The organism is Acidilobus sp. (assembly GCF_049973875.1).
Lineage (GTDB): Archaea > Thermoproteota > Thermoprotei_A > Sulfolobales > Acidilobaceae > Acidilobus.
In genome coordinates this window covers 15,355-42,126 of the sequence record NZ_JBMFJI010000010.1, presented here as the reverse complement: position 1 = coordinate 42,126, position 26,772 = coordinate 15,355, and the positions used below count along the sequence as shown (strand labels likewise).

The following is a 26,772-nucleotide window of genomic DNA, read 5'->3' as shown; positions in this document are numbered from 1 at the left end:
CTCCCCGCGTCCTCGAGGGGAGTGGCTCAACTGCCGCTCCCGTAGACGGCGCGGGGAGTCGGACAGGGGGGATGAGGACGAGAGGCTGAACGCAAGTTCATGAAGCCTCAGTGAAAGTCCGACCCCTAAAAGGCCCCGCGCGCTTCTAAACGGCCGCCGTGAGGAAAGGTTTCGGGCCTGAGGCGATGAAGAGGGCTAGATTGTCCGAGCGGTCCTCGCTCACTTCATAAGCCTCTTCAGCGTTGCCGTAGCCTCCTTCACGTAGTTTATGGACTCTGGGTTATCAATTACGGGGGACTGCTCCACCTGCTTACCAACAGCGGTGTCCCTCACTATCCTCCTCATTATCTTTCCGCTCCTGGTCCTGGGCAGGTCCTTGACGGGCACCACGGCCTCCGGCTCAAAGGGTTTTCCAAGCTTTTCCGCCACCAGCCTCCTTATGTTGCCCAGGTCCGCATCCTCAAGCACCTGGCCCGGCTTAGGTATGGCAAAGCAGACAACCACCTCACCCTTGACAGGGTGCGGGTAGCCTATGCACGCGCTCTCGGCGACCTTGGGGTAACTGTTGACTATAGTTTCGACTTCAGCTGGGCCCAGCCTCTTGCCGGCCACCTTTATGACGTCGTCGGCCCTTCCAAGTATGTACCAGAAGCCGTCCTCATCGATAAGCGCGTAGTCCCCATGGTACCAGACCCCTGGGAACCTGGACCAGTAGGTCTCTATGTACCTCTCAGGGTCCTTCCAGAGGCCCCTCGTCATGCTTGGGGCGGGCTTCTTGGCGACCAGGTAGCCGGGCTTGCCCCTCACCGGCGCGCCGTTATCGTCGAACACGTCAACATCCATGCCAAGGCCTGGGCCCCAGAGGGTAGTGGGCTTGAGCGGCACCACGGGGCTTGGCAGCAGGAAGCATCCCATTATCTCGGTGCCCCCGCTCAGGTTTATCATAGGCCTCCTCTCCTCACCAAGGTCCCTGACCACCCACATCCAGGTGTCCTCGTCTATAGGCTCGCCAGTGTTGCCAAAGGCCCTGATGGAGGACAGGTCATGGTTTTCATATGCGTCCTTGCCAAGTGACTTAAGTAGCCTGCCCGCAGTGGCGGCGAAGCCCAGGTGGGTCACCTTAAACTTCTCTATTATGTCCCAAGCCCTGTCCCTTGTAGGGTAGTCAAGGGCCCCCTCTATCGAGAGGTGGGAGGCGCCAAGAGCCTGGGAGCCAACTACCATCCATGGTCCCATCATCCAGCCCAGGTCGGTTATCCACCAGAGAACGTCATTGTACCCCTCCCAGCCGGGCTTTATGTCAAGGTTGAAGTAGTGCTCCTTCGTGGGCTGGAGCAGCATGCCCGCGTGGCTTATTACGGCCCCCTTAGGCTTTCCAGTTGTGCCGCTCGTGAACATCAGGATTGCTGGGTCCTCGGCTTCGGTCTCTGCAGGCTCAAAGGTAGGCCTCTTGGACGACACCTCCTTATCAAATATCAGGTCTCTTTCCTCATTAATTGGAACATCTATGTTTAGCCTTCTTATTACTATTACCTTAGGTTTAAGCCCGGAAAGCCTAACAGCTTCGTCAGCGCTGGGCTTGAGCTGTATTACCTTCCCTTTCCTATAGTACCCGTCAACGGTTACAAGCACCTTGGCTTCCCCAAGCCTTAACCTTTCAGCGACCGCATCGGGCGCGTAGCCGCTAAATATTGGCGCGGCTATGGCGCCGACCCTCATGGAGGCCAGCATAGCTATAACGCTCTCAGGCATTATTGGGGCATATATTGCAACTACGTCGCCCTTCCCAACGCCAAGCTCCGTCAGCAGGTTGGAGAACCTATTGACGTAGTCCAACATCTCATTATATGTTAACCTGACGACCTTCGAGTCCTCGCCTATCCATGTCATAGCTGCCTTGTCTCCAAGCCCCCTCTTGATAATTCTGTCGAGGACGTTATAGCTCACGTTTATTTTACCGCCTATGTACCACTTGGTCCACTCAACGCCTCTGGAGGAGTCGTAGACTTCCCTAGGCTCAGTGAACCATTCAAGCTCCAGCCACTCAGGCACGTTGCCCCAGAACCACTTGATGTCCGACGCGCTGCGCCTCACGAGGTCTTGATAGCTTTCTACCTTCTGGGACTCCATGAAGTGAGTGACGTTGGCCTGCTGCACGAGGTCCCTGGGCGGAGTCCAAATATAGATCACAATCCCACCCTTAATACTGGGCCCGATTATGTATCCAGTAAGTAGCACAGCTTTTATTTCAATGAAGGAGTCCATTTATAATAGGCAGAGTTAGTATGGGGAATGAAAGGGTAGCCGTAATAGGCGTCGGCTTTTACGGCTTCAGGCCATCAACGCCCGAGGTAAGCTTCCAAGGAATGATGTTCGAGTCGTCCCACAGGGCCTATGCAGATGCTAATGTGGATCCAAGGAAAGACATTGACGTCTTTGTAGATTGTCAGGAAGACATGTGGGAAGGCATAGCTATAGCTGACGAGTTCGCCCCAGAGCCCATAGGTGGAGCTTTAAGGCCTACCTTCACGGTGTCGGGTGACGGACTGCTGGGAGTAGCCCATGCCTACATGTTAATAAGGTCAGGCCTCGCCAACGTGGTGGCAGTGGAGTCCCACGGAAAGCCCAGCGAGATAAAGACCTTACAAGACATCTATTACTTTGCGATGGATCCGCTTCACATAAGGCCCCTGAGCACAGGCAACCCGTTCTTCATAGCGGGCCTTGACGCCCAGGCTTACATGAGCAGGACTGGAGCTGGAAGGGAGCACCTAGCTATGGTGGCAGTTAAGAACAGAAACAACGGCCTCCGTAACGACAGGGCCCCCTACTCATCAAGGATAATGCTTGACGAGGTCCTTTCATCGCCTTACGCAATATACCCGATGACTAGGTATGAGATAGCTGGGTTCTCAGACGCCTCCGTAACTGTGGTCCTGGCGAGCGAGGATGTCGCGAAGAAGTTCACTGATAAGGTGGTGTGGCTCGACGGCGTTGGATACTCAACCGAGGTAGGGAGCGGCTCCATCGAGTGGCACCAGTGGGGAAGGATGCCGTCGCTGAGAAATGCCGCCTTAATGGCTTACAAGCTCGCTGGGATCTCTGACCCACAGAAGGACGTCAGCTTCGCAGAGGTAGAGGACAGGTTTAGCTTTATGGAGCTGCTCTCGGCCGAGGAGCTGATGCTGTCGCCCGAGGGTGAGGCCCACAAGATGCTGGAGGCCGGGGAGTTCGACTTTGATGGAAGGCTCCCGTTGAACCCAAGCGGCGGCAGCCTGGCCATGGGCGTCCCGCTGGAGGCTACAGGCCTGGCCAGGTTCCTTGAGGCAGTGCTTCAGCTGAGAGGCGAGGCCGGAACTCACCAGCTCAAGGAGGCCAGGAGGGCTGTGGTGGCCTCGTGGAGGGGGGTTCCCACGTACACAAGTGCCGTGGCTGTTTTGTCCTCTGACGTTGAGGGGTGATGTACATGGTGAGTAGCCTGTTCGTTAAGGATAGGGTTGCGATAGTTGGCGCGGGCATAACTACTTTCATGAGGCGCGCGCTTGAGACTCCCAGGGAACTCGCCTGGGAGGCCGCGAGGCAGGCCCTTGATCAGGCTGGGCTGACGCTGAAGGACATAGACTGCGTGGTAGTAGGCTCAGCGCCGGACACCTTCGACGGCGTCCACATGAAGGGTGAGTACCTTGCCGACGGCTCAGGCGCCCTGAACAAGCCTATGACAAGGGTTTACGTGGGCGGCGGTACCGGCGTCTTCGTGCCTGTATCGGCGTGGTGGCATGTGGCCAGCGGCCTCTGCAGGACTGTCCTGGCGGTGGCGGAGGAGAAGATGAGCCCCGCCCATCCTCACCCGCAGTACGTCTTCAGGTACATATGGGATCCAATACTTCACAGGCCCCTTGAGCCAAACCTGATATGGATATTTGCCATGGAGATGAGGAGGTACATGGCCAAGTGCGGCGCCAAGAAGGAGGACATAGCGCTCGTTAGCGTCAAGAACAAGCGCAACGCGCTTGATAACCCCGCGGCGCAGGTAGCGGCAAACATAACCGTAGACGATGTGCTTAAGAGCGAGCTCCTGGTGTGGCCGGTCAACGAGCTTGACATATCGCCTGTGACGGACGGCGCGGCAGCCCTGGTCATCACCAATGAGAACACGGCAAGGCAGGTCACGGACTCCCCGGTGTGGATAGACGGCATAGGCTTCACGCTCGACAACCAGCACTGGGAGAACAGGGAGCTGGCGTTTCCAAGGTACCTCAACTACGCCGCAAGGATGGCCTACAGGATGGCGGGGATAGAGAGGCCCTGGAAGGAGATAGACGTGGCAGAGCCGTACGACCCATTTGACTACAAGGAGCTGCACCACATAGAGGGCCTCATGCTGGCCAGGCCCTGTGAGGCATGGAAGCTGCTCAAGGAAGGGTACTTCGAGAGGGACGGGGAGCTGCCCACCAGCCCAAGCGGAGGCCTGCTGGGAGTAGGCAACCCAATAGCCGCAGCTGGGCTGATGAAGGTGGCCGAGCTCTTCTGGCAGCTGAGGTACGAGGCCGGCAAGAGGCAAGTTAAGAAGCCTGTCCACAAGGCCGTCGCCAACGCTTGGGGTGACCTCATGCAGGCTGGGACTGTTATTGTTTTGAGTAATTGAGATGGAGGTGATGTGCATGAGTGGGAAGGAGGGTGCAAGGCTTCCGGGAACTAAGCTCAGCGCGAAGGAGATGTACTCACTGTTAGGCCTTGTGGAGTCGAGCCCGCAGGCCAAGTATGAGTTCTCGGCGGGACCCACCATCTCAAGGTTCCTGCAGGGCCTCAAGGAGGGAAAGATACTTGGACGCAGGTGCCCCAGGTGCGGCAGGATATACGTGCCGCCGAGGGACTACTGCGAGTACTGCCATGTAGCTCTGACTGACTGGGTCGAGGTCCCCGACACCGGCACCGTGCAGACCGCGGTGGTGAGCTACATATCGGTAAGGAGGGAGAGGCTTGAGAAGCCCATAGTGGTCGGCGTCATAAAGCTTGACGTGCCAGGCTACAAGGAGGACAGCTATGAGTTCGCAGGGCTCTTCCATAGGCTCTGTATAGACCCTGAGGAGGCAAAGAAGGACAGCACCATAGGCATGAAAGTCAAGGCAAGGTGGAAGCCCGCCGAGCAGAGGACGGGGTCTGTTTTAGATATTGAGTGCTTTGAGCCTGTGAGGTGATGGGCATGAGCTGGGACAAGCATGGTAGGATTCACGACTTGATATTCTGGCCTGAGCGTGAGGAAGTAGACAAGTACGTCTATACTCCAGGCCTTCACGGACTTGAGCTGGCCAAGGCTTTGGTTGAGGGCAGGATACTTGGGATGAAGTGCAGCGACGGCTCAGTATACGTGCCGCCTAAGACATTCTGCTCAGACTTCGGCGAGGGCTCACTGGTCGAGATCAAGGGGCCCTGGAGGCTTCAGCACTACACCATAGTTTATGAGGACCTCTACGGCAACAGGCTTGAGAAGCCCATAGTGGTCGGCGTCATAAAGCCCGACGACGCGGTAAACGGAATGATACACATAGTAAATGTGGACCCAGGCAAGGTTTACGTTGGAATGGAGCTAAAGCCCGTCTTTAAGCCCAAGGACCAGAGGAAGGGCACCATAGCAGACATACAGTATTTCGAGCCCGCCTAAGCCCCAAAGTTCCTTTTTTGCAGCTCAAACCACTCGAGGGCTTTCTTCAGCTCCTCCCTTGTGAACTCAGGCCACAGGGTCTCCGTGAAGTACAGCTCTGCGTAGCTGGTCTGCAGCGGGAAGAAGCCGCTGAGCCTCTTCATGCCGCCGGTCCTTATCACTAAATCTATGGGCGGAACCCGCGCAGCCAGCGAGGGCGAAGCAGTCCCAGATGCAATGATGTTCCTCTCCCACTCACCGCTGTAGCAGACCCCCAGGTGGAGGGAGCCGCCATCATAGCTAGCCGTGTGCTCCTCGAGCGCTGCCCCCTCCCTCCTCGCGGCCTCGGACACAAGGGAGAGGTCGCCTACAAGCCTTACCCTTATCCTCTCCCCGTTAATTATTGAGTCAGACCTCAGATCCCTCAGCCCACTGATCAGCAGGTCCTCAAGGACAGCCTTCTCCATGGGCGACCTCCTCGTGCAGTTCTCATAGCTTAGCACGTAAACAACGGCCCTCCTGACGCCCTCCTCTATAACCCACCTCAGGGCCTCCCTCAGCTTTTCATAGCCCTGCCTGTAGGCCTGAAAGTAGCTGACGTTGTACTTCTTAGCGAACCTCCTGTTACCGTCAGGTATAATGCCGATGGCGTTAGGTATCGTTGGGACACACCATGCAGGTCAGGGGTGTCAAAGTTAATAAGAATTAGTTTCCTTAACCCCTGGGAAGCAACGGGTTGCAGGACGAGGAAAGTATTTTAAGGAGGCTGGCGGAGCTCGCTGGGAACGCTGACATTTTCAACGTAGATGCTGCGGGGCCGCAGGGCCTCCTTATTAATATAGACGGCTACGCCGCCTCCATGAGCAGGCTTCCGTTCATGAGCTGGAGCGACTGGGGCTACAAGTCTACGGTGGCCTCGGCCAGTGACATCATAGCGTCAGGGGGCAGGCCAATAGCGATAGCTTACAGCGTGGGAGCCACGTCCGTTGACGTGCTTGAGGAGGTGGCCAAGGGCGTTGGCGAGGCCTCCCGCGACGTGAGGGCCAAGGTCTACAAGGCGGACTCCAATAGGTCCACCGCAGACGCGTGGATAGACGTGGCAGTGGTGGGCACCACTAGCAGGCCTGTGACAAGAAGCGGGGCAACGCCAGGAGACGTTGTGGTGCAGGTCGGCTACCTTGGGTATGGGTCGCTGGCTTACAAGATCATGAAGTCCGAGGTCTCGCTCAGGGACGTCGAGGAAGACATCATAAGGAAGATGGCAAGGCCTCGCCCTCACGTTGACGCGGCTGAGGCCATCTCAAGGTATGCCCACGCCTCATCTGACAACAGCGACGGGTGGCTCGTGACACTTAACAACATAGCTAGGTCCAGCGGCGTGCTAATATCATTAGAGGAGGTGGTCGTAGACCCCCAGCTCGAGGGGCTGCTTACGGCAGAGGAAAGCATAATGAGCTGGGAAGACTATAATCTAGCTGTGGCAGTGCCGGCCGACTCCCTTGACGATTTCCTGAAGCTCTGCGGTTCGCTCTGCTTTGCCGTGGGAAAAGTCAGGGAGGGACGCGGGGTAGAGTTTAGGGGGAAGCCCCTGGAGCCGCGGGGTTGGTCATGGTGGTAGCCAGGGTTGACAGCGAAAGAGTTAGGGCCGTGGCGTCAGCGATCTCAAGGGCGGGTGTAGACGGCATCCTAAAGCTTGAGGAGGTCCTCGACCCCCAATATGACGACATGCAGAGGCTTGCGGAAAGCGTGGGAAGGGGACCAGCCACCGTATATGCCCTCCTGGTGGCCCTGTCGAGCTACAGGTTAACTATGAGGGGCGAGGAGTGGTGGCGCTGTGTCTCAGACATGTTAGGCAGCAGAGGAATCCCCAGAGCTGTTGACGAGGCCATCAATAATGTTATATGGTTCCTGAACAACTGCCCTGGCTCCCTAATCGGCAGGGATGTCAAGATAAGGAGGGTCAGAAAGGTAGGAACTTACATGAGGGACGCCCTCGAGGAGCTCATGTCACGGCCTGAGCTCGTCATTGAGAAGCCGCAGGACATCCTAAGCTCTGTGGCGGCCTCGCTGGGCTCCAAGGAGGAGAGGAAAACGGTGGCGTTCTCGGTTAAGATGGCATACTACGCTGCGAGGGCCAGGGGTGTCATGAGGCCGTTGGCCTTTGACCTTCCAATGCCCATAGATGTTAGGGTAGCATGCGTCACTATGACAAGCGGGCTTGTCAGAGGCCCCAGGGACTACCACGAGCTTGTTAGGTCGCCTACGGAGGCCCAGAGGGCCTGGAGGGACGTCTCACTGATGAGTGGGGTGCCGACTCCTCACCTGGACTCGCTGCTGTGGGTGGTGGGCTGGGCCCCGAGGGACCTTGATCAGGCTGCCGCCAGGGAGGAGATAAGGAGGACGCTCTCAAAAGTAGTCCCAGAGGCCGCGGAGGCCATAGCAAGGGAGCTTACCTATATTCCTTGTCCCTCTGGCGGAGGCCCACGTCGCCATTAACGCTTTTATGTGCAAGCCTAATGCTAACCCCTGGTGCAGGCAATGGGCGTGTACCAGTACAGGGACCTTAAGAAGCCCAGCGGCGGCCTCAGGTCACTGCCTCACAAGAGGAAGAGGAGGTACGCGATGGGTGACTACTTCGTGCCGACGGTGCTAGGCGATTCACGCGACGTCAGGGTCAAGAGGGTGATGGGGGGCAACTATAAGCTGTCGCTTAGGGCGGTGAGTGAGGCTATAGTTAATGACCCCAAGACAGGCAAGAGCGTTAAGGCCAAGATACTTGCCGTTGTATCAACGCCTGCCAACAGGGAGTACGCGCGGAGGAACATAATAACTAAGGGCACTATAATTAGGACCTCCGCCGGCTTAGCCAGGGTCACTTCAAGGCCTGGCCAGGACGGCGTTGTTAACGCGGTCCTAGTTGAGGGGCAGCAGGCTAGTTAAGTTACCGAAGACCTTGTTATATAAGAAACCGGATTACCAGAGGGAGCAGTAAAAGGAAAATGGCTAGGCTGGCAGGTAAACAGGATGGCTGAGCGTTGAGACTTCATTCCATGAGGCCAGGAAGTCCCTTATGTTCTTAGGCACGTTAAACATCGACCTATGGCTCTCGGAGTCATAGAACCTGTTGCCCTTGACCCCGACCCCCATGGAGCTGAGCCGGGAGTCGACGTCGCTAGTGGAGCGCAGGGACTCCACCTCTACGTCGTCAGAACCCATGACAAAGCCCCAGAGGCCCTCAAAGCTCCTTATGTAGACGTAGTAAGAGGTTGCGTGCTTAAAGGCGGCTCTAACAGTGTTGTAAATGGTTGCATGCACGGAGGGCGTGAGCACAGGGCTTGTGGCCTGAGTTACAAAGACTCCCCCCTTGTTAAGCTTTGACTTAAGCAGCTCGTAGAACTCCTTAGTGTAAAGCCTCCATGCCGGGCCCCCCTCCTCTGGGTCAACCAGGTCAGCTATTATTACGTCGAACTTCTCGCTGGCAGTAGTGACGTAATGCTCGGCATCATCTATAACCAGTTTTAACCTTGGATCGTCAAAGGCCCCCCTGTGCCACTCTGGCAGGAGTTCCCTGCAGGCGTTAACAACCTCCTCATCTATGTCAACCATTATCACCTTGTTTACCGAGGGAAACTTAAGGACCTCGCGCGCCGTGGCGCCCTCGCCGCCCCCAAGTATAAGGACGCTCCTGGGGGAACCGTGAGCTATCATGGCAGGCTGAACGAGGGATTCATGATAAACGAACTCATCTATGATGGCTGACTGAGTCTTACCATCAATAACGAGCGCCTTTCCTAGGTCCTCAAACTCCACTACAAGGTAGGTCTGATACTTGCTTTTGCCAAAGGCGTAGACCCTCTTCACTGCATGCGCGTGAAATGTGCCAGGCGTGCTCCATTCATGAATCCAGTGCCACTCAGGGTAGTTCACAGACAAGACTCCCGCCGCACTTGAGGGTTCATGGGCGAATTTTAAAGCCTTTAACCTTCCCTGAAGGCCTGTTGACGCTCAGGGAGCGGCAGCCATCTCAAAGGCCCTTTCACTTTCGCTCGCTCCGCCCACCCCTCCCTGCAATTTTTGGCTATGCTATAAGCTGGGTGCTGGACAATGGCTGACGTAGTAGGCTTCATACAGCAGCTCACCCAGGAGATCACGCTGGCCGCCTGGGCCCTCTTCCTGTTGACGTGGACTATAGGGTGGACCCTGAGGGGGGCCCCAATACCGCTTTCAAGGCTGAAGAGGGCCGGCTCAGGGCTAGTTGAGGACTCCATATGGGCCGCCCTCTGGCTGGCCCTTGGAAGTACAGTGTTCACGTTCATAACCTATATCGTAAAGGCGGTGGTAGGCTCGCCATGATCTCCTATGGCTACCTTTTTCAGCTCGCAGTTAAACTAGCCCTGCTCTCCTTCTACATTGGGGTCCTGATCTACGCCCTGCCAATACCGGTCAGGGGGGTGAAGAGGTGGGGAGGCACACTACTGAGGGACTCCATGTTCTCCTTCATATTGGCCATATCGCTTACTGCAATCATGGAGTTCGCTCAGGGCCTAGCTGGCATGCTGGGCGGCTCGTGGCCTTACTTTGACTCGTGGCTGACCAATGGAATAGAGCTGCTCCTGAGCGTTAAGGTGGCGCTCCTGGCGCTCTCATCGCTGGCCTCGTACGTGCCGGGGGGCTCCGCGGCCAGGGCCCTCGTGTCCCCTTTCAATGACGCGCTGACCGCGGACCTGCTCTTAATGGTGACGCTCGCAGCCATAGAGGCCATAGTTAGGTACGCTGGAACTCTAATTGCTCTGCTGGGCCTCGTGCTCTTCGCGCTTCCATTCAGGCTGGGCCGCGAGGCCGGGGCATGGTTCATAGCGTTTGTCGTGACGTTTAGCGTGGGCCTGCAGGTGATGCCAGCGTTTGAGTCGGCCATAGCGTCCTCCCCCTCAATAGGGGTCTCGCCAGGCGCGGCCGCCCTAGGGTTAACGTATGAAAAGGTGGCCGTCTACACCGGCAGCGGTCAGCCCCTAGGTGACTCCGTGCTTGAGCTCTACGCTAACGTCAGCGGAAGCGCGGCCAAGGTGGCTCAGTACTGGGTCGAGGGAGACGGCTACGCATATGACCCCCAGTCCCCCCAGCCCCAGATGGTTTCAATGCCAAGCTCCCAGCCCGTCTACGCTTACGACGTAATAGACGGCGTGGGCTCCCTGCTCGAGCCCTACCCGTTTAATCCGTCTAACTACAGCTTCTCACAGCAGGTGACCCTGAGGTCTCCTTACATTATCTACACGGCTGGCGATGACGTAATAATCTTCACTAATCAGCCAGGCCAGGTTAATTTGACACAGTCAGCCAACGGCGTTAAGGTTGTGGCCAACCTTGGCTATGGAGGGCTGCTGGAGGTTAGGGCCCCGCAGGGCTGCGAGGTCAACATATCATCTAACATAAGGCCGGGACGCTCGGCCTGGACGTGGCTTGGAATAAACGGGAACTCGTGGTACTTCGAGGGACCCCTGAACCTCTCGGCTACGGTTAACTTCGGCAGGTGCCAGGCCCCCAATATAACAGGGTTCGTCACGATGGACTACGCCACCAAGTTCTTTGGCATTAACTATTTGTCTGTTAACGTTGTTGAGGAGTTCATAGTTTACTACCTGGTGGTGCCCTTCATGTACATGGCGACACTCACTACAATAGCGTATGCGCTTGCAAGGCTGCTGGGAGGCAGGAGGGGAATAATGCCGAAGGTGTTCTGAGCCTTGAATCCATCATACGCCTTTGACATGTTCCTTGCCGGCGTCGCTGTTGTCACGGTATTGCTGATGATAAGGAACATACGGGCCTCAAGGGAACTCAGGCTATCGCTTGGGATAAAACATGAGGGCGGCGCAAGGCCATCAGTTTACGTTGACGGCAAGAAGCTGGTCGGCATAGCCTATGTAGCTGACGGAGTTCCCAGGGAGGGCAGCGACCTCCCGCTTAGGCTCGCCAAACTAGCTAGGTCCTCAAGGCTCTCGGTAACGTTCCTCAGCAGCATGTACTCAGTCAGCAAGAGCTCGCTGCTCAAGGAGCTCGAGGAGGAGATACGTAAGGCTGACTTCGCCTACAGCGCCACCAGGCACGTGAAGTACAGGGAGAGGCTAAGCTTCCTCGAGGGCCTGTATAAGGAGGTGCTGCACTCCCAGGTGCCCTACGTGGGGGGCTTCTCATTCATAGTTTGGGTCCCTGAGGGCGATAGGGAGGCCGAGCTGAACGCTGAAGCCTTTAAGGAGCTCGTTGAGGCCGAGGCCCAGGTGAAGCTTAGGAAGGTCGTCGCCTCAGACATATCCATGTTGTTGGGCTCGGCCGAGCCCACGTGGCTGAGCGAGAGCAGCAATAACCTGGTCATAGTCGATAGGGAGGACATAAACGACGAGGACGGGGTTGTAATTGGTGAGGACATAAATGAGCCGGGCAACTTGGTCGTGCTGAGGTGGCCCTACGCCTTTAGGGTACACCTGGGGGTCTTTGGGCCTACCGGCAGGGGCAAGACCGTGATGCTCTCCGGCCTGGCCTCCCAGCTCACGTCAATGCACCAGACCTTCGGTGACCCAAGGGCCATAGTTGTTATAGACCCTAAGGGGGACCTGGCCTCCATGCTTAGGGGGGTCGCGGACTCTTACGTTACTCCAAGCGAGGACGACTGCATTCCCATGAGGAGGCTTGACGGCATAGCTGCGAAGCTCCTTGAGAGCAGCCGCGAGACCGGCGAGGGGGCTAACGTTAAGGTCTGCGTCGGAAGGCTGAACCCAGAGGGCCTCGTGGTCTACGACCTGACGAGGCTGCCAAACGAGGTTAGGAACGTCTACGGCTCGCTGCTCGTGAGCTCCATGGCGCTGAGCGCCAGCGAGGGGGACCTTAAGGGTAGGGTCGTGATGATCCTGGACGAGGCCTGGCGCTTCGCCAGGGGCTCAGCGGTTCATATGGAGTTCGCCCTGAGGGAGGGCAGGAGCAAGGGCCTCTACGTGGTCTACGCGACCCAGCTGCCCTCAGACGTGGGCCGCCCGATAGTTGACAACACAGGTTACAAGCTCGTCTTTGGCGGCTTCACCAACTACTACGCGGAGCTGGGGGCGCAGCTCGGCATTGATAAGCCCGAGGAGCTCAAGTCCCTGCCAGTAGGCCACGCTGTCATGATAGACGAGGTGGGCAGGACCAGGCAAGTGAGGGTGCTGGACTTCACGAAACTGCTTAAAAACCTACCCACTTCACCTACAGAGGAGGGCGTAAGGGATGGGAAAGAGCTTAAGGCAGCAGAGGGCAGGTAAGGGATCGCTGACATTTAGGAACCCGGACCACATACATCCAGGTCCGGCAAGGTACCCCCAGCTCTCGGACAAGACCCTTGAGGGAGTTGTCAAGGAGCTAGTGCACGACCCCGGCAGGTACGTGCCCCTTGCAAGGGTAGTGCTAACCAACGGCGAGGAGTTCCTGATGCCAGCAGCGGAGGGCATGTTCGTTGGTCAGAGGATAAAGATAGGTCCTGATGCGGAGCCCACTTTTGGTAACGTGCTTCCCCTCTCTAAGATACCTGAGGGCACTCTAGTCTACAACCTAGAGCTCAGGCCTGGCGACGGTGGGAAGCTGGCCAGGCAGGCGGGAAGTTACGCCATAGTGCTGAGCAAGTCCGGTGACACAGTGAAGGTGCTGCTGCCGAGCAAGAGGGAGAAGGAGATCTCAGGCAACTGCAGGGCCACCATAGGGGTTCCAGCTGGGGCCGGCAGGATAGAGAAGCCGCTCCTGAAGGCTGGCAGCAGCTACTACAAGTACAGGGTCAAGGGAACCAAGTGGCCTACCGTAAGAGGCGTTGCCATGAACGCTGCCAACCACCCGTTCGGAGGAGGTTTCCACCAGCACGAGGGCAGGCCGACGACTACCTCAAGAAATGCCCCGCCGGGCAGAAAGGTGGGCCACATAGCTGCGAGGAGGACTGGAAGAAAGCGTTAGCCTTACTTCCCCTGCTTCATCAGTTCCCTGACCTTCCTTCCAATCTCGATCATCCTGCTGGCGACCTCCATGGCGTTGCGCCCAAAGACGAAGGATCCGGGCTCTTTGCCAAAGTCGCCCGTGTCATAAATTATGTCGACGGGCCCATTGGCCCTCTCAAGGGCCCTCCTAATGCCCCACGGTATGGAGCCGCCCTCCGCCTCCTTGACGCTCTCAGGCTCCTCAGACCTGTCATAGTAGGACCACCTGAGGCCCAGGGACTCCACAGCCTTTCTTATGTAGTCGTTTAGGGCTATGTTTGCGGCCGCCCTGTACTCCGGGTACTTGCTCATGTAGGCTAGGATGGCCCTGGCCACGTGGCTCGAGGCCCCCGGCGCGGGGTCGCCGTGAACCATGATCCTGTCGCCGTACCTAGTTATCCTGCCAGGAACCGCTATCACGTCATCGACGCCCCTGGCGTAGGGGTGCTCCACGGCCTCCCCTACGTTAATTGATATCTCTGGGACGAGGACTGAGACGTAGTACTCCTGCTGCTTAAGCATGTCTATAGCTGCCCTGAGGTCCTGTATAGCGTTGTACTTCATTGAGGGCACGTAGCTCCAGGCGGAAGGGTTCACGGGCCCGTGGCCCTTGCCGAGCCTAAGCGAGTACCTTATGGACTCAGTTATCACGTCCTTGGCGGCCCTCACGGCGTCAGGCAGCTGGAACCCCTTGGCCAGGAGGGCTGTTATCGCGGCCGAGAGCACGTCGCCAGTGCCGTGGGTGTCCTCAGTGTTTATCCTGGGGGCCCTGAACTCCCAGTAGCTCCCGTTGTAGTAAAGCACGTCAACGGACTCGCTGCCTCCCAGGTGGCCACCCTTGACCAGGGCCGCCGCGGCCCCGGTGCTATCAACTATGGCCTTGGCGGCGCGGCGGGCGTCCTCCAGGCCCCTTATTGTCATGCCTGAGAGCCTCTCGGCCTCGGGTGAGTTCGGGGTCACCAGCGTGGCCCTGGGCAGGAGCTCCTTAACTAGCACTTCTATGGCGTCATCTCTGAGCAGCTGCGCGCCGCTCTTGGCCACCATGACAGGGTCCACGACCAGCGGAAAGTCGTACTTCTTAAGCTCAGTCGCGACGGCGTGAACTATGTCCCTGTTGCTGAGCATGCCAGTCTTGGCGGCGTCTATTCCCATGTCTTCATAGACGGTCTCTATCTGCCTGGCCACGGCCTCTGGGCTCATGTCATATATTCCTGTAACTGAATACGTGTTCTGGGCCGTGACGCTGGTCACGGCCACAGTGCCGTGGACTCCGAGCGCCGCGAAAGTCTTGAGGTCAGCGTTGGCGCCAGCGCCGCCACCGCTGTCTATGCCTGCTATGGTCATAGCCACTGGTATGCCCCACCTGCTCACCTTGCCTCACCTCCGCATCTGCAGAACCTTGAAGAAGAGCTCCCAGAAGGGATCCTTCTCGGGCTGGGAGATGAGCCTCTCGCTGCCGTCATCTACTAGGTAAACCCCCTTGCCCTCCACTACCTCGCCTATGACGGCCGCGTCGATTCCCTTGGACCTCAGGAGCTCCACTGCCCTGTCGGCCACCTCGGGCTTAACGGTGGCTATTAACGTGCCCTCGCTTATCGACGCGTAGGGGTCAACGGGCACCGACGTGTACTCTGAGAAGGCGTCGATCACCCTCCTAACGTCATCCCTTATGAACAGCTTCTCCCTGTGGACCCTTATCGAGACCCCGCTGGCCTCAGCTATGTCATTAAGGGCTCCCCAGACGCCGTACTCAGTAGCGTCATGCATGGCTGTAACGCCAGTCCTCAGGCCAAGCTGTGAGAGCGTGAGCGCATCCTCAACTACAGACTGAAGCCAGAATATGTCCTGCGCCTTTCTCGTGAACTCCTCGCCGTACTTCCTGCTCAGGACTTCAGGGAACATGGATGCGAGTATCCCAGCCGTCTCCACGGCGGCGCCCTTAGTCATTATTACGACGTCCCCGGGCCTCGCCATGCCTGGCGTCACGTAGTGGTCCTTGGGCGTCACCGCCACCATGGTGGCGCCGCCTATCATTGGATAATCAATGCCGCCGTAGCGGCCGGTGTGACCAGCGACTATTGATATTCCCAGCCTGCTGCACTCCCTGTGTATGTAACCCCAGAGCGTGGCCAGCTCCTCGTCCTTCATATTAAGGGGGAGGTTGAGGTCTGTGAAGAGGTACCTCGGTGGCACCCCGGAGACGGCCACGTCACTGGCAAGTATGTGCACCGCGAACCAGGCGCTCTTCTCCCAGCCGTACTCCGGCACCACATAAACCGGGTCAACCTCAAATATTAGGTCGTAGTCCCCAACCCTCACAACCCCGAAGTCGACCCCGAACTGGGGCCCAACCATGACTGATGGGTCCTTTGCGCCCAGCTGGGGGTAAATGACCTTCTCAAAGAGCTCCCTGTTAACTTTACCTATGACTATGCTCAAGCCCAGCACCTCGTTACTATTCCTAGTGGTAACATAGAGCAACACGTTAAAATACGCTTTAGTACGTGCTCCAGGTGCAGGCCTTGAGGCTTAAGGTGCTTTATGTAAGCTCAAGCGTCGGCCTAGGTCACGTGACCAGGGACTACAGGCTCTCAAGGCTGCTGGGCTGGGCGGACATAACGTGGCTCACCGCTGGCAGGGCTGCAAAGTACCTCGAGGCCAGGGGCGAGAGGCTCCACGAGCTGTCCTGGGAGCTGAGGAGCCTTGGGGACTCCATAATGAACGTGATAAAGGGCTGCAGGGTGACGTTTTCACCGATTGGCCTGGCCAGGCTTTACCTTGATTTGAGGTGCAACTCTCGAGCCATAGCCGAGCGACTGAACCTGGAAGACTTCGACTTAGTGATAGGCGACGAGCCGTGGGAGCTTATGATGAGTGGCCTCAAGTTGCCCCAGAAGTCCGTGCTCATAACAGACATAACGTCCTTGGGCAGCTCGGTCAACTACGTGTCTAGGAGGGTCAACTCATGGATCCTGAAGAACTTTCACAGGTTTACCCTTCGATTTAACGTGGGCCTCTGGGGCGACGGCGAAGGCTTTCTAAGGTACGGCCAGATCCCAACGCATGAAAGTTACCCTGAGCCAGAAGAGGGTGACCACGTGGTGATAAACATAGGTGGAACAAACGCCGGCCTTAGGCTAGCCAGACAGCTGGAGGGGTATCTAACTAAAGTCGGCATTGACGTGGTGACCCTTGGTGGGGAGAACTTCGTTTCTGACCCAACAAAAGTCACGGCCAACGCTAAGGCGCTGGTAGTGTTGGCCGGTTATGGGAGCCTTGTTGAGGCCTCAATCATGAGAAAAAGGGCGGTCATATTAAAAATTGATAAACACTTCGAGCATAGGGAGAACGCAAGGCTGTTTGAGGGCAGGAAAGGCTACAGGGTACTTAACTGCAGCGAGGCGACGCCAGAGAAAGTTTACAGCGCCCTGCTCCAGGTGCTCAGGGAGAGCCCGCAGCCCCCTCAGCTAAGGGACGCCTCTCATGATATAGCGTCAGAGGTCGAGAGGCTGGCGAGCCAGGATAGTCTAACTTAGTATTAGGGATTTTATAGTAAAGGAATATTTAGCCTGGTGTGAACAGCTGAGCCCGGTGTGAGGCTTGGGCATAACTGAGCAGGACCTAGTGGGCGCCTTCTATGAAATGATAAGGACCGCGGCCACGAGCATACCTGAGGACGTCTACAGGGCGCTGAAGGAGGGATATGAGGGGGAGACGAACCCCCTGGCTAAGAAGCAGCTGGAGGCCATACTGAAGGATATAGACATAGCGTGCACAAGGAAGGTGCCCATATGTCAGGACACGGGGACTCCCTACTTCTTCTTTGAGATGGGCGAGAACTTCCCCCTCAGGCTGGGCGCGGTCAACGCTGCGCGCGAGGCCCTCAGAAAAGCCACGAAGGACGGCTACCTGAGGCCCAACGCCGTGGACCCGTTCTACAAGAAGAACAGCGGTGACAACACCGGCAGGTACATACCATGGATCCACATAGACGTTGTGGAGGGCAGCGACCTGAAGGTATGGTTCATGACTAAGGGCGGCGGGAGCGAGCTCCCAGCGACGCTAATAATGAGCGAGCCCATACTTGGCTTTGAGAAGCTCAAGAGCGGAGTCATAGACACCATAGCGAAGTACGGCCCCCTGCCATGCCCTCCTGTGATAGTAGGCGTCGCTGTGGCCGCAGGGGGTGACATAGCGTTAACGCTCGCCAAGAAGTCCCTGCTGAGGCCCGTGGGCGAGCGTAACCCTGACCCCAACATAGCCAAGCTGGAGGTGGAGCTGCTTAACGCGATAAATAAGCTTGGGCTTGGGCCTCACGGCTTCGGCGGCGGCCTTACAGCCCTGGACGTTAAGATAGACTACTCATACAGGCACCCGGCAACCTTTGCCATAGGTATAGTGACAAGCTGCTGGGCCACCAGGAGGGCCTCTGCGGTGGTGCACTCCGACGGCAGCTGGGAGATGACTAGCAAGCACATAAGGTACACGGGGAGTGGTTGCGTGATATGAGGTGATGAGAATGAGCTCCGCCAGGGAGTTCCACCTGAGGACCCCTCTCAGGGACGAGGACGTGGAGAAGCTCAGGATAGGCGACGTTGTCTACCTCACAGGCACGGTGGTCACGGCAAGGGATGAGGCGCACGAGCTGGCCCTTGAGGTGCTCCGCGGGGGAGGGTCGCTGCCCGTGGACCTCAGGGGGCTCGCGCTTTACCACTGCGGGCCGGTGGCTGTCAAGGATGTCAGCGGCAGCTGGAAGATCATAGCGGCTGGCCCCACAACAAGTATGAGGATGGAACCCGTGGAGCCAGAGTTCATAGAGAGGACCGGGGTAAAGATGATAATTGGCAAGGGAGGCATGGGCAGGGGGACGGCTGAGGCCATGAAGAAGCACAAGGCGGTCTATGCAGTCTTCACTGGGGGCGCCGGGGCACTGGCCGCCGAGGCAATAAAGAGGGTGCCAGCCGTTTACTGGCTTGACAAGCTGGGCATGGCAGAGGCCATGTGGGTCTTCGAGGTTGAGGAGTTCGGTCCACTAACTGTTGCCATAGACTCCACGGGCGCCAACCTTTACGAGCAGAGGCTGGCAGAGGTGGCCGAAAAGGCAAAGGAGGTCAAGAGGGAGCTCGGGCTTCCTGCTGAGGAGTGACCTTAGCCGCTATGGCCTCAACGGCTTTCTTTATTAGCCTTAACCCCAGGTCCTCCGCCTGGAACGTCAGCTCTGCCGGCAGGCCGTCTAGGGTTGACTGCAGCTTGCCCCTTAGCAGCAGCTCGAAGGCCTCACGCTCGCTGAGCCCCCTGGACTCTAGGTAGAAGAGCTGGTCTAGGGGTACCCTGTACTGGGCGGCGCGGTGGGAGGCAGCCTTTATGTCCCCCGTGTCTATCCTCATCATAGGCATGGTGTAGGCCCTGGACTCCTCGCTCAGGAGCAGGGCCTCAACTATGAAGTTCGACGAAGAGCCGTAGGACTGCGGGTTCATAATCACAGTGCCCCTCACGGACACCAGCGACTTGCCTGACGAGAAGCCAAAGCCTGTTATGTCTGCGGTACTGTCGTGGCCCGTCTGGACAGTATCTATTATGTTATCAACGGTCTGGCCCTCGGACGAGGCCACAAAGGACCTGTGCACGAGCTGCGAGCCGGAGCTCAGGAGGCTCTGCTCGTCAACCCTGGTCATAACGCTGCCGCCCGAGACCACGGTCGACCTGACCTTGGCTCCAACTCCCAGGGCCCTCCTCAATATAAATGCCATGGGCTTCTCAGCCTGCGGCTCCGCTACTATTACAAGGTTAAGGTTGGAGTTCCTCTTGGCCCTGACCTCTATTCCCGTGGTTCCAGGAGCGGCCCTCGGCGCGTAGACTAAGATGTTCGCGCTTACCCCCTCATTGACGTTTATGAGAAGGTGGTAGGAGTACCAGCTGTCGCCCTCGGGCCTGCAGAGGGCTATTCTGTAGGTGCCGCTCGCGGGCTCGAGCTTGTGAGCGCCGGCAAGCCTAGCTATGTGCTCCGCGTAGAGTTTAGATGCCGAGAGGTCAAGCACGCTCTCGTCAATGTCATAGTTGTAGCCGACGCCGCAGGGCCCCAGCACCATGTCCCAGCTTCCCCTGGGCTGCGAGAAGCTCAGGGGGCCGCTCAGGGCCAGTGCCTCCTCGAAGAGCTTCCAGTTAGTGTAGTTCTTAGTGGTGGGCGAGTCCGCGATAGCCTGCCACGATGTCTTGGAGGCTATTCTCCTCGCCCTCTCAACTAGGAGTGAGGCCATCTCCGCATTCACCCAACGCTCCCGAGCTGGCTGAACTCGAGCTCGATCACCTTTGTTAGTATGCTCACAGTCTCAAGCGGCAGCCCCTTTAGCACGTCCCTTATGAAGCCGTTGACTATCATAGCCTTGGCCTCCCCTTCAGTTATGCCCCTTGAGGCCAGGTAGAACAGCTGATCCTCGCCAAGCCTTCCAACGGTGGCCTCGTGGGTCACCTCGGCCGTGGGCTCGTCAACCTCGTTCCTCGGCAGCGTGTAGGCCCTGCTCTCCCTGTCCATTATTAGGCTGTCGCACTGCACGTGGGCGACGCTGTTCTTGGCGCCCTTAAGTACCTTGACAAGGCCTCTGTAGGCAGCTATGCCGCCCCCGGAGCTTATGCTCTTAGATATTATCAGGCTCCTGGTCTCAGGCGCCACGTGTATGGCCTTGGAGCCGACGTCCTTTATCTTGGATGGGCCGTTGGCTATGCCTATGGATATGTTCTTGGTGGACGCGCCCCTCCCCTTAAGTATGGTGCTCGGGTAGGTGAACGTTATTTTGCTCCCTATGCTGCCCTCAACCCACTCTACGTTGGCGTAGTCCTCCGCTATGGCCCTCTTGTTATTGAAGTTGATTATGCTGCCGCTCCAGTTCTGCATTGTAGTGAAGTGGACCTCGGACCTCTTCCTGGCGTAGATCTCAACCATACCGTCGTGGAAGCTGAACTTCGGCAGTATTGGGGCCGCGCAGCCCTCTATGAAGTGTATGAAGCTGTCCTCGTCAGCCACCAGGAGCGTGTGCTCGAACTGGCCCTCGAGCTCGCTGCCTATCAGGAAGAACGCCTCGACCGGGTTGAGCACCTTGACCCCCTTGGGGGCGTAGACGAACGCGCCGCCGCTCCAGAGGGCGTAGTGGAGCGCGGCGAACTTGTGGTCGTTGTACGGGAATACCCTGCCGAAGTACTCCTTGACCAGGTCGGGGTACTTCTTCACCGCCTCGTCCATAGACATGAATATCACGTTCTTCTTCTTCAGCTCCTCCTTGACCCTGGTTATTATGTTCTCGCTGTCAAAGACCGCGGTGAGGCCCGAGAGCACCTTGGCCTCGGCCTCCGGGAGGCCGAGCTTCCTGTAGGCATCTTTCATCCAGTCGGGCAGGTCCTCCCAATCGCTGGAGCTCTCAGCCTTTGGCTTCACGTAGGCGGCTATCTCATCAAGGTCCATGCTCTCGACGCCCTCAAGCCAGTTGGGCATGGGTAGCCTCTCGAACGCCTCAAGCGCCCTGAGCCTGAGGAGCCTCATCCACTCTGGCTCCCCCTTAGACCTTGAGATCTCCTCGACGACGTCCCTTGAGATTTTACCCTTAACCTCCACCTCCTTGGGGTACGGCATTGACCTGCCGAGCAGCGACCCAGCGTCGAAGTGCATTACCTCCTTGAGTTCCCTTTCCCTCACAAGCTTAACGGGCTCCGTCAAGGCTGTCACCTCGCCATCTGAAGGGTCTCATAGCCTTTGGTGAGGACCTCGTCAACGAGCTCAGGCCCCCCGGCGCTCACTATTCTTCCGTTGATAAGCACGTAGGCCCTTGAGGGCCTCACGAACTTGGTTATCTCGGCGTGGTGAGTTATTATTAGTACTCCTATGCCCTGAGACGCCATGGAGGCTATGGTGTTCCCTATAATCCTTATGCCGTCAACGTCAAGGCCGCTGTCAGGCTCGTCAAGGATGACGTACTTGGGCCTCATGGCGAGCACCTGAAGGATCTCAGACCTCTTCTTCTCGCCTCCGCTGAAGCCCACGTTAACCTCCCTGTCAAGCAGGTCCTTTGACATGCCAAGCTCTGACGACCGCTGCCTGACCCACGAGACGAACTGCGGGTCAACGTAGCTTAGGTCAAAGCCTTTAACCCTCTTGGCGTTTATTACGTTAAGTAAGTAGCTCAGCTTCACGCCTGGGACCTCAACTGGGCTCTGGAAGGCCAGGGTTAGGCCCCTGAGGGCGCGCTCGTACGTGGGCTCGTTAGTTATGTCAACGCCGTCCATCGATATCCTGCCGCTGACCACCTTATACCTTGGATGCCCCATGAGGGCATATGCAAGTGAAGTCTTGCCGCTGCCGTTAGGGCCCATTAGGACTACGGCTTCCCCCCTCTCAACCTTAAGCGAGACCCCCTTCAGTATCTCCTTGTTATCCACGCTGACTCGCAGGTCCTGAACCTCCATAGCCAACTCGCTCACTCAGACCTTTAACGCGCGTTAAAGTTAATAAGCGGTGGTCTGTGCCTTGAAGGGCCTTATCTTGTAGTCCTGGAGGGCGCGCCCAGGGCTCTCCTGACGTACTCAATTATAATCCTCGCGCGCTCCAGCGCCTTAACAGCGTCCTCCTCGGTTGCCTCGCTGACCTCATAGCCGCCTGGAAGCTCGTCACTGCAGGCGTCGTCACAGGCATCGCTTGTAAGCATGCTAAGGGAGTCCAAGACGCCAAGGCATGCAGGGAGCTGGGGGTCCCTCGGGGCACCCCTCTTAACGGCCTCGGCGTAGGCCTCCCTTAGGCTGTGAGACGACCTGGCCCCAAGCATGGCCAGCGAAGAGAGGGCCGCCTGCCTGGACTCGTAGCACGAGACTCCATAGAGGCTGGCTTTCAGGTGCCTTTCGGCCGACCTCAGCAGCTCCTCGCCGTACCTAAGCGACACGCCGCAGCCCTTAGAGCTCAGGGGGGCTCTAAGGCGTAAAGCCTTAATCGGGCCCCATAAATACTAATTTAAATTAGTACTTTTAAAGTAGCGGTATTCTACATATTTACGTGCGCACTCTGCAGGTGAAGGCGGTGAGTGAGGGCTTCAAGGTAGTGCTAACGGCCGAGGGGGCCACCGCCAGCGACACCTTGGGCGCCACCGTGGCAGGCTTCATAAGCGCTCTCCCGGACAGCTACATCAAGCCCCTCATAGCAAGGACGTACTTCAGGGTGAAGTCAAGGAATGGCATAGCTGAGAGGGCCCCCTATGGCTTAGCCAAGGTTGAGGCCTCGCTCGTGGCTAAGGGCGTGGTTAGCAGGGACGAGGTTGCTATAGCCAGCCCCTACGAGCTTGACAAGGTCATAGGGCCCAACACCAGGGTGCTTGGGATATATGTCATGGACCCCCTTGGGCTCAGCTTTGGAAGCGGGATAGTTTACTGGATACTTAAGCTTGCCGGCCTGCCTTACAGGGGCATACCCTTCATTGCCAGGTCCTTCCTGGAGATATTCACAAACCCGGCCGTTAAGGCTCACAGGAGCCACATGAAGATAGTTGTCGGAGGGCCGGCCACGTGGCAGCTGACGGACACCGGGTATCATAGGAAGCTTGGGGTGGACGTTGTATATGAGGGGGAGTTCGAGAGCCTCGGCCCCTCGGTGTTCTCCAGGCTTCTGAGGGGAGAGCCCCTGCCCCCGGTGGTCTCAGCTCCTCCGGCTAAGCCTGAGGACATCGCAACAATATTGACGCCTTCCAACGGGGGCCTGGTGGAGGTCACGAGGGGCTGCGGCAGGGGCTGCGCCTTCTGTACCCCAGCGCTGAGCGGCGCCATAAAGTCGCTTCCGTTTGAGGGCCACATAGACCAGGAGATAAGGGTCAACATAGGGAGGGGCGGGATGAAGGACATAGACCTTCACAGCGATGAGTTCTTCAGGTACGGAGCCAAGGGCATAGAGCCCAACCCTGAGAAGGTCATCGAGCTCACCAGGAAGGCCTACAAGCTCGTCAAGTCATATGGCGACGAGCACACCATATCTACGAACTTCACAACGGCTGCCGTGGCGGCCTACAAGCCTAAGATGGTTGAGGAGGTCGCGCAGTACATAAACGAGGGCGGCAGAAGGACATTCATAGAGATGGGCATAGAGACGGGCTCCCCGAGGCTGCTGAGGAAGCTCATGCCTGGTAAGGCCCTTCCCTACACGCCAGAGCAGTACCCTGAGGTGGTAGAGCAGGCCATAGGCATACTCAACGATAACGGATGGGTTGTTGTTGGCACGATGATACTTAACCTCCCTGGGGAGACTGAGGACGACGTAGTTTATGACTTAGAGCTCCTGGACAGAATTAAGAAGCTGAGAGTGATAACGTTCCCACTGCCGTTCATACCCATGGGGGCCCTGAGGCACACGTACTTCACCATCTTAAACAAGATGCTGCTGGACCCGGTCAGAGGACGGTTCATACTTGAGGCGCTTTCGAAGGCCTTCAGCGAGGCAGCAGCCGATATGGATATGGCTGTGGAGAAGATGGAGAACCCGTTAGCTAAGATAATAATAGGCAGGCTTGGCAAGACGTTAGCTTCCATGCTGGTTAAGCGTTATGAGGAGGCAATGCGCGAGCTCGCCTCAAGGAGGTTGAAGGTACCTGAGGTGAGCGAGAGCTACACGACGTTAAGGACCGCCGTCTACTGAAATGAGTCTTCGCATGTTTTGGAAGCGGGTCGCTATATGAAAGGGTTTTTATGTTTTTATCAATTTATAATATTAAGAAAAGAAGGGAAAACCATGGAGCGCTAAGGGGCAGGAATCGTTTTATGATGAGCTTGCGCTGAGGACACCCCATGGGAGAAATACAATGACTGAGACTACAGCAACTATGATGCTTGCTGGTATGAAGCCTATGATGGAGAGGGCGCCGTCGCTTCCTATGTAAGACATGAGTACTATGAAGCCTAGGTATGCAAGGTACCATAAGGAGCTGAGAAGGCCTCCTTTGACCCTAAATATGGCGCCAAAGACCAGGGCGCCGGCAAGCCCTATGGCTACCGCGTAGGGCACTGCAGGCCAGCCGCTCCAGAACGATATGAGCGAGGCGCTGGCAAAGGCCAGGGCAGCCCATATCCATGAGCCTGGCAACCTATACTCCTTAGGTATCAGGTTCTTCCTGTGGCCAGCGAGCATCGCCACGGGGAGAGTTGCAAAGGCCAGGTAGCCGCCCACCACGGCGTCCTGGAGCATAGCATATATTGTAGGCACGGGGGCCGTCAGGAAGGTCAGAACTGCTGCAATTATAGCAAACACTATGAGGGCCCAGTAGGGATCGCGTAGGACTCGCTTATTTCCTTAAGCTTCTCAGGCATGTAGCCCGACCTTGCCATAGAGAACAGCACCCTGACACCGCTGCCCAGGTATATGTAGCCTGTGACTAATGGACCTAGTATAGCGACGACTAGTGTCAGGTAGAGCGCAAGCGAGGACCTGGCGGCGTTCGCTAGGTCTACGAAGGGGTTCCCCGGCAGGTAGCCCACTGCCGTCCAGTTACCGGCGTTATGCTAAGCGCGCTCCACTTTAACCCGCCAATGAAGACCACGCTGAACAGTATATAGAAAAGAGTCTGGCCCAGCACCTTTAGCAGTATGGCCTTTCCTAAGAATGATTTATCCTTTACCTCCTCAGCGAAGTCGGGTATAACCCTTATGCCGCCATATGCGAACATGGCAAAGGGTATCGCGAGGAAGACGCCGCTGAACCCAAAAGGCATGAAACCTCCTTTGACTGCTGAGAAGTTCCTGAAGTCAAAGAACGCGAAGGCCAGGGCCAGCGCTGCGGCAACGTAAACGAGCAGCTTTATAATGCCGACCGAGGCGGTGGCCTTACCAAAGGCCTTCACGCCGAAGTAATTGAATGGCACGAAGAGCAACAGGAGCAGTGTTCCCACCACAGCGCCTTGCAGGGTCGGAATAGTGGTATGTGGGACTATTAGTGACGGAAATATGAACGAGAGGCCCTCGACGGCGGCCAGGGCCTCTATAGGTGGTATGAAGAGGTACCAGACCAGGTTCATAAATGATGATATCAGGTTTAAGGTGTTACCATGGGTATACAAGGGGTACCTGGCAGGCCCCCGGCCTCGGGCCAGGTAAGGGCCAGCTCTATGATAGGTATGGAGATGAACGTATAGAATACAGCGCCGAGAACCCATGCCATGATCAGGCTCGGCCCTGCCTCAACTGCCATCTGCGCGGGCGCAAAGAGGACGCCAGTTCCTACGGCGCCCACTATCCCGGCTATCAGTATCTCAAGGAAAGAGAGCTCCCTCCTCAGGGACCTGCTTGGCATATGCATCACCTAAAACGCTGGCCTCGTGGCAACAGTCATGCTTTATAAGGCATTAATGCATGTGCACAACTGTTGTACAGGTCTTTATGTAGAGCATTCACGGCCAGCCTACCCTTGACACGGCGAACAGCGAGCTACTCAAACAATCATTAGTGAAGTCTGTCATTCGCCCTAACAGTTTTAACTCAGTTGTAATAGTCCTGGTAGATGGGTTACGTAGGTTGAGGTTGAACGAGGAAGTTATGGAGGTCGTTGCAGACGTTATGAGGCTCCTCTACCAGAGGGGGCTAGTACAAGTGAAGGGGGGTAACGTCAGCGTCATAGACAGGTCATCAGGACTTGTTTATATAACTCCGACGGGAGTTCCAAGGCATCAGCTTAAGGCTGACGACATAGCAGTTATGACGCTTGACGGTAACGTGATAGTTGGAACTCCAAGCAGCGAGTTCAGGATGCACCTGGGGATATACAGTTCAATACCTTCAGCTGTGAGCGTTGTGCACGCTCACCCGCCTAAGGTGATAGCGCTCTACGAGCTTGGGTCTAAGCTCGACCTTTCCATAACTACAGAGGCCAGGGCCAGAGTTAATTGCGTCAGCGAGGTACCTTATGTAAAGCCTGGCACCCAGGAGCTCGCGGCTGCGGTAAGCGACGCGCTCAAGCAGTGCCAGGCAGCCGCGCTTAGAGGCCACGGCATAGTGGCCTACTCCTCCCGTGACGTCTATGAGGCTCTCGATATCGTTGAAGCCCTGAGCGACCTGGCTGAAGTTCAATTATACGTTAATTTAATGAAAAGGTGAACGTTAACAAGCAAAGAAAGGGTTCCTAAGCTACGA

29 protein-coding genes are annotated in these 26,772 nt (G+C 57.1%); 16 read left to right on the top strand and 13 right to left on the bottom strand.

Annotated features, from left to right (window positions below; translation table 11 throughout):
* Positions 1 to 219 precede the first annotated feature (219 nt).
* The gene (locus ACP5H1_RS05190; protein WP_427972544.1) at positions 220 to 2,190 is read right to left on the bottom strand and encodes an AMP-binding protein; all 1,971 of its coding nucleotides are present in this window, start codon (positions 2,188 to 2,190) and stop codon (positions 220 to 222) included.
* Positions 2,191 to 2,285: 95 nt separating this feature from the next.
* Here ACP5H1_RS05190 and ACP5H1_RS05185 point away from each other — a divergent pair, with 95 nt between their 5' ends.
* Genes ACP5H1_RS05185 through ACP5H1_RS05170 form a run of 4 tightly spaced genes read left to right on the top strand, consistent with a single transcriptional unit; the run spans position 2,286 to position 5,662 of the window.
* Positions 2,286 to 3,461 carry a thiolase domain-containing protein gene (locus ACP5H1_RS05185; protein ID WP_427972542.1) on the top strand — a complete coding sequence of 392 codons (1,176 nt, stop codon included), beginning with the start codon at positions 2,286 to 2,288 and terminating at the stop codon, positions 3,459 to 3,461.
* Positions 3,462 to 3,466: 5 nt separating this feature from the next.
* On the top strand, positions 3,467 to 4,645 hold the full coding sequence (locus tag ACP5H1_RS05180; RefSeq protein WP_427972539.1) for a thiolase domain-containing protein: 1,179 nt from the start codon (positions 3,467 to 3,469) through the stop codon (positions 4,643 to 4,645).
* A 16-nt stretch (positions 4,646 to 4,661) separates the two neighbouring features.
* Positions 4,662 to 5,198 carry a Zn-ribbon domain-containing OB-fold protein gene (locus ACP5H1_RS05175; protein WP_427972537.1) on the top strand — a complete coding sequence of 179 codons (537 nt, stop codon included), beginning with the start codon at positions 4,662 to 4,664 and terminating at the stop codon, positions 5,196 to 5,198.
* Positions 5,199 to 5,203: 5 nt separating this feature from the next.
* A complete protein-coding gene (locus tag ACP5H1_RS05170) occupies positions 5,204 to 5,662 on the top strand; it encodes a Zn-ribbon domain-containing OB-fold protein (protein WP_427972536.1) in 459 nt (152 codons plus the stop codon).
* Here ACP5H1_RS05170 and ACP5H1_RS05165 read toward each other — a convergent pair.
* Positions 5,659 to 6,279, bottom strand: a complete 621-nt coding sequence (locus tag ACP5H1_RS05165; RefSeq protein WP_427972563.1) for an undecaprenyl diphosphate synthase family protein — start codon at positions 6,277 to 6,279, stop codon at positions 5,659 to 5,661. The two genes, ACP5H1_RS05170 and ACP5H1_RS05165, sit on opposite strands and share 4 nt — an antisense overlap.
* 98 nt (positions 6,280 to 6,377) lie before the next feature.
* On the opposite strand from ACP5H1_RS05165, the gene ACP5H1_RS05160 reads away from it, so the two are divergent.
* The 3 genes from ACP5H1_RS05160 to ACP5H1_RS05150 are packed head-to-tail and all read left to right on the top strand — an operon-like array spanning position 6,378 to position 8,581.
* Positions 6,378 to 7,259, top strand: a complete 882-nt coding sequence (locus ACP5H1_RS05160; protein ID WP_427972534.1) for a thiamine-phosphate kinase — start codon at positions 6,378 to 6,380, stop codon at positions 7,257 to 7,259.
* The gene (locus ACP5H1_RS05155; RefSeq protein WP_427972531.1) at positions 7,250 to 8,137 is read left to right on the top strand and encodes an N-glycosylase/DNA lyase; all 888 of its coding nucleotides are present in this window, start codon (positions 7,250 to 7,252) and stop codon (positions 8,135 to 8,137) included. The genes ACP5H1_RS05160 and ACP5H1_RS05155 overlap by 10 nt, the downstream gene beginning before the upstream one ends.
* 42 nt (positions 8,138 to 8,179) lie before the next feature.
* Complete coding sequence (locus ACP5H1_RS05150) at positions 8,180 to 8,581, top strand: 30S ribosomal protein S8e (RefSeq protein ID WP_427972560.1); 402 nt, start codon at positions 8,180 to 8,182, stop codon at positions 8,579 to 8,581.
* Between the two features lie 63 nt (positions 8,582 to 8,644).
* Here ACP5H1_RS05150 and speE read toward each other — a convergent pair whose 3' ends face one another.
* Entirely contained in the window at positions 8,645 to 9,568 is a 924-nt protein-coding gene (gene speE, locus ACP5H1_RS05145) for a polyamine aminopropyltransferase (RefSeq protein ID WP_427972558.1), read from the bottom strand.
* Positions 9,569 to 9,745: 177 nt separating this feature from the next.
* Between speE and cedA1 the strand changes: the two genes are divergently transcribed.
* Genes cedA1 through ACP5H1_RS05125 form a run of 4 tightly spaced genes read left to right on the top strand, consistent with a single transcriptional unit; the run spans position 9,746 to position 13,609 of the window.
* Complete coding sequence (cedA1, locus tag ACP5H1_RS05140) at positions 9,746 to 9,994, top strand: DNA import protein CedA1 (RefSeq protein WP_427972529.1); 249 nt, start codon at positions 9,746 to 9,748, stop codon at positions 9,992 to 9,994.
* Positions 9,991 to 11,379 carry a hypothetical protein gene (locus ACP5H1_RS05135; protein ID WP_427972527.1) on the top strand — a complete coding sequence of 463 codons (1,389 nt, stop codon included), beginning with the start codon at positions 9,991 to 9,993 and terminating at the stop codon, positions 11,377 to 11,379. The genes cedA1 and ACP5H1_RS05135 overlap by 4 nt, the downstream gene beginning before the upstream one ends.
* Before the next feature lie 3 nt (positions 11,380 to 11,382).
* Complete coding sequence (locus ACP5H1_RS05130) at positions 11,383 to 12,930, top strand: helicase HerA domain-containing protein (protein WP_427972524.1); 1,548 nt, start codon at positions 11,383 to 11,385, stop codon at positions 12,928 to 12,930.
* Entirely contained in the window at positions 12,896 to 13,609 is a 714-nt protein-coding gene (locus ACP5H1_RS05125; RefSeq protein WP_427972520.1) for a 50S ribosomal protein L2, read from the top strand. Before ACP5H1_RS05130 ends, ACP5H1_RS05125 begins: the two co-directional genes overlap by 35 nt.
* 2 nt (positions 13,610 to 13,611) lie before the next feature.
* On the opposite strand, the gene ACP5H1_RS05120 is transcribed toward ACP5H1_RS05125, so the two are convergent.
* A complete protein-coding gene (locus ACP5H1_RS05120; RefSeq protein ID WP_427972518.1) occupies positions 13,612 to 15,000 on the bottom strand; it encodes a bifunctional hydroxymethylpyrimidine kinase/phosphomethylpyrimidine kinase in 1,389 nt (462 codons plus the stop codon).
* A 6-nt stretch (positions 15,001 to 15,006) separates the two neighbouring features.
* Positions 15,007 to 16,077, bottom strand: coding sequence for an AIR synthase family protein (locus ACP5H1_RS05115; protein ID WP_427972555.1), 1,071 nt, complete (start codon positions 16,075 to 16,077; stop codon positions 15,007 to 15,009).
* Between the two features lie 74 nt (positions 16,078 to 16,151).
* On the opposite strand from ACP5H1_RS05115, the gene ACP5H1_RS05110 reads away from it, so the two are divergent.
* The 3 genes from ACP5H1_RS05110 (at position 16,152) to ACP5H1_RS05100 (ending at position 18,775) form a co-directional block, all read left to right on the top strand.
* Positions 16,152 to 17,165 carry a glycosyltransferase gene (locus tag ACP5H1_RS05110; RefSeq protein ID WP_427972515.1) on the top strand — a complete coding sequence of 338 codons (1,014 nt, stop codon included), beginning with the start codon at positions 16,152 to 16,154 and terminating at the stop codon, positions 17,163 to 17,165.
* A gap of 64 nt (positions 17,166 to 17,229) precedes the next feature.
* Entirely contained in the window at positions 17,230 to 18,138 is a 909-nt protein-coding gene (locus tag ACP5H1_RS05105; protein WP_427972512.1) for a fumarate hydratase, read from the top strand.
* Between the two features lie 10 nt (positions 18,139 to 18,148).
* Positions 18,149 to 18,775, top strand: coding sequence for a FumA C-terminus/TtdB family hydratase beta subunit (locus ACP5H1_RS05100; protein ID WP_427972510.1), 627 nt, complete (start codon positions 18,149 to 18,151; stop codon positions 18,773 to 18,775).
* Here ACP5H1_RS05100 and ACP5H1_RS05095 read toward each other — a convergent pair.
* Genes ACP5H1_RS05095 through ACP5H1_RS05080 form a run of 4 tightly spaced genes read right to left on the bottom strand, consistent with a single transcriptional unit; the run spans position 18,741 to position 22,553 of the window.
* The gene (locus ACP5H1_RS05095) at positions 18,741 to 19,898 is read right to left on the bottom strand and encodes a SufB/SufD family protein (protein WP_427972508.1); all 1,158 of its coding nucleotides are present in this window, start codon (positions 19,896 to 19,898) and stop codon (positions 18,741 to 18,743) included. The genes ACP5H1_RS05100 and ACP5H1_RS05095 overlap by 35 nt on opposite strands.
* Positions 19,895 to 21,289, bottom strand: a complete 1,395-nt coding sequence (sufB, locus tag ACP5H1_RS05090) for a Fe-S cluster assembly protein SufB (protein ID WP_427972552.1) — start codon at positions 21,287 to 21,289, stop codon at positions 19,895 to 19,897. Before sufB ends, ACP5H1_RS05095 begins: the two co-directional genes overlap by 4 nt.
* A gap of 53 nt (positions 21,290 to 21,342) precedes the next feature.
* Positions 21,343 to 22,098: a Fe-S cluster assembly ATPase SufC gene (gene sufC, locus ACP5H1_RS05085; protein WP_427972505.1), complete on the bottom strand. Its 756-nt coding sequence runs from the start codon at positions 22,096 to 22,098 to the stop codon at positions 21,343 to 21,345.
* A 56-nt stretch (positions 22,099 to 22,154) separates the two neighbouring features.
* Positions 22,155 to 22,553 (bottom strand): HEPN domain-containing protein, encoded by a 399-nt coding sequence (locus tag ACP5H1_RS05080; RefSeq protein ID WP_427972503.1) that lies wholly within the window; start codon positions 22,551 to 22,553, stop codon positions 22,155 to 22,157.
* 125 nt (positions 22,554 to 22,678) lie between these two features.
* Here ACP5H1_RS05080 and ACP5H1_RS05075 point away from each other — a divergent pair, with 125 nt between their 5' ends.
* Complete coding sequence (locus tag ACP5H1_RS05075) at positions 22,679 to 24,289, top strand: B12-binding domain-containing radical SAM protein (RefSeq protein WP_427972500.1); 1,611 nt, start codon at positions 22,679 to 22,681, stop codon at positions 24,287 to 24,289.
* A 120-nt stretch (positions 24,290 to 24,409) separates the two neighbouring features.
* On the opposite strand, the gene ACP5H1_RS05070 is transcribed toward ACP5H1_RS05075, so the two are convergent.
* The 4 genes from ACP5H1_RS05070 to ACP5H1_RS05055 are packed head-to-tail and all read right to left on the bottom strand — an operon-like array spanning position 24,410 to position 25,936.
* On the bottom strand, positions 24,410 to 24,898 hold the full coding sequence (locus ACP5H1_RS05070) for a hypothetical protein (RefSeq protein WP_427972497.1): 489 nt from the start codon (positions 24,896 to 24,898) through the stop codon (positions 24,410 to 24,412).
* Positions 24,898 to 25,125: a hypothetical protein gene (locus tag ACP5H1_RS05065; RefSeq protein ID WP_427972494.1), complete on the bottom strand. Its 228-nt coding sequence runs from the start codon at positions 25,123 to 25,125 to the stop codon at positions 24,898 to 24,900. Before ACP5H1_RS05065 ends, ACP5H1_RS05070 begins: the two co-directional genes overlap by 1 nt.
* Positions 25,095 to 25,703 carry an amino acid permease gene (locus tag ACP5H1_RS05060; protein ID WP_427972491.1) on the bottom strand — a complete coding sequence of 203 codons (609 nt, stop codon included), beginning with the start codon at positions 25,701 to 25,703 and terminating at the stop codon, positions 25,095 to 25,097. The genes ACP5H1_RS05065 and ACP5H1_RS05060 overlap by 31 nt, the downstream gene beginning before the upstream one ends.
* Entirely contained in the window at positions 25,679 to 25,936 is a 258-nt protein-coding gene (locus ACP5H1_RS05055) for a hypothetical protein (RefSeq protein ID WP_427972489.1), read from the bottom strand. The genes ACP5H1_RS05060 and ACP5H1_RS05055 overlap by 25 nt, the downstream gene beginning before the upstream one ends.
* 227 nt (positions 25,937 to 26,163) lie before the next feature.
* Here ACP5H1_RS05055 and ACP5H1_RS05050 point away from each other — a divergent pair, with 227 nt between their 5' ends.
* The gene (locus ACP5H1_RS05050) at positions 26,164 to 26,736 is read left to right on the top strand and encodes a class II aldolase/adducin family protein (RefSeq protein WP_427972486.1); all 573 of its coding nucleotides are present in this window, start codon (positions 26,164 to 26,166) and stop codon (positions 26,734 to 26,736) included.
* Positions 26,737 to 26,772 lie beyond the last annotated feature (36 nt).

Coding starts and splice junctions, on each gene's coding strand:
- ACP5H1_RS05185 (WP_427972542.1), top strand. CDS start 2,286: ATGGGGAATGAAAGGGTAGCCGTAATAGGCGTCGGCTTTTACGGCTTC.
- ACP5H1_RS05180 (WP_427972539.1), top strand. CDS start 3,467: ATGGTGAGTAGCCTGTTCGTTAAGGATAGGGTTGCGATAGTTGGCGCG.
- ACP5H1_RS05175 (WP_427972537.1), top strand. CDS start 4,662: ATGAGTGGGAAGGAGGGTGCAAGGCTTCCGGGAACTAAGCTCAGCGCG.
- ACP5H1_RS05170 (WP_427972536.1), top strand. CDS start 5,204: ATGAGCTGGGACAAGCATGGTAGGATTCACGACTTGATATTCTGGCCT.
- ACP5H1_RS05155 (WP_427972531.1), top strand. CDS start 7,250: ATGGTGGTAGCCAGGGTTGACAGCGAAAGAGTTAGGGCCGTGGCGTCA.
- ACP5H1_RS05150 (WP_427972560.1), top strand. CDS start 8,180: ATGGGCGTGTACCAGTACAGGGACCTTAAGAAGCCCAGCGGCGGCCTC.
- cedA1 (WP_427972529.1), top strand. CDS start 9,746: ATGGCTGACGTAGTAGGCTTCATACAGCAGCTCACCCAGGAGATCACG.
- ACP5H1_RS05135 (WP_427972527.1), top strand. CDS start 9,991: ATGATCTCCTATGGCTACCTTTTTCAGCTCGCAGTTAAACTAGCCCTG.
- ACP5H1_RS05125 (WP_427972520.1), top strand. CDS start 12,896: ATGGGAAAGAGCTTAAGGCAGCAGAGGGCAGGTAAGGGATCGCTGACA.
- ACP5H1_RS05100 (WP_427972510.1), top strand. CDS start 18,149: ATGAGCTCCGCCAGGGAGTTCCACCTGAGGACCCCTCTCAGGGACGAG.
- sufB (WP_427972552.1), bottom strand. CDS start 21,289: ATGCACTTCGACGCTGGGTCGCTGCTCGGCAGGTCAATGCCGTACCCC.
- ACP5H1_RS05055 (WP_427972489.1), bottom strand. CDS start 25,936: ATGCCAAGCAGGTCCCTGAGGAGGGAGCTCTCTTTCCTTGAGATACTG.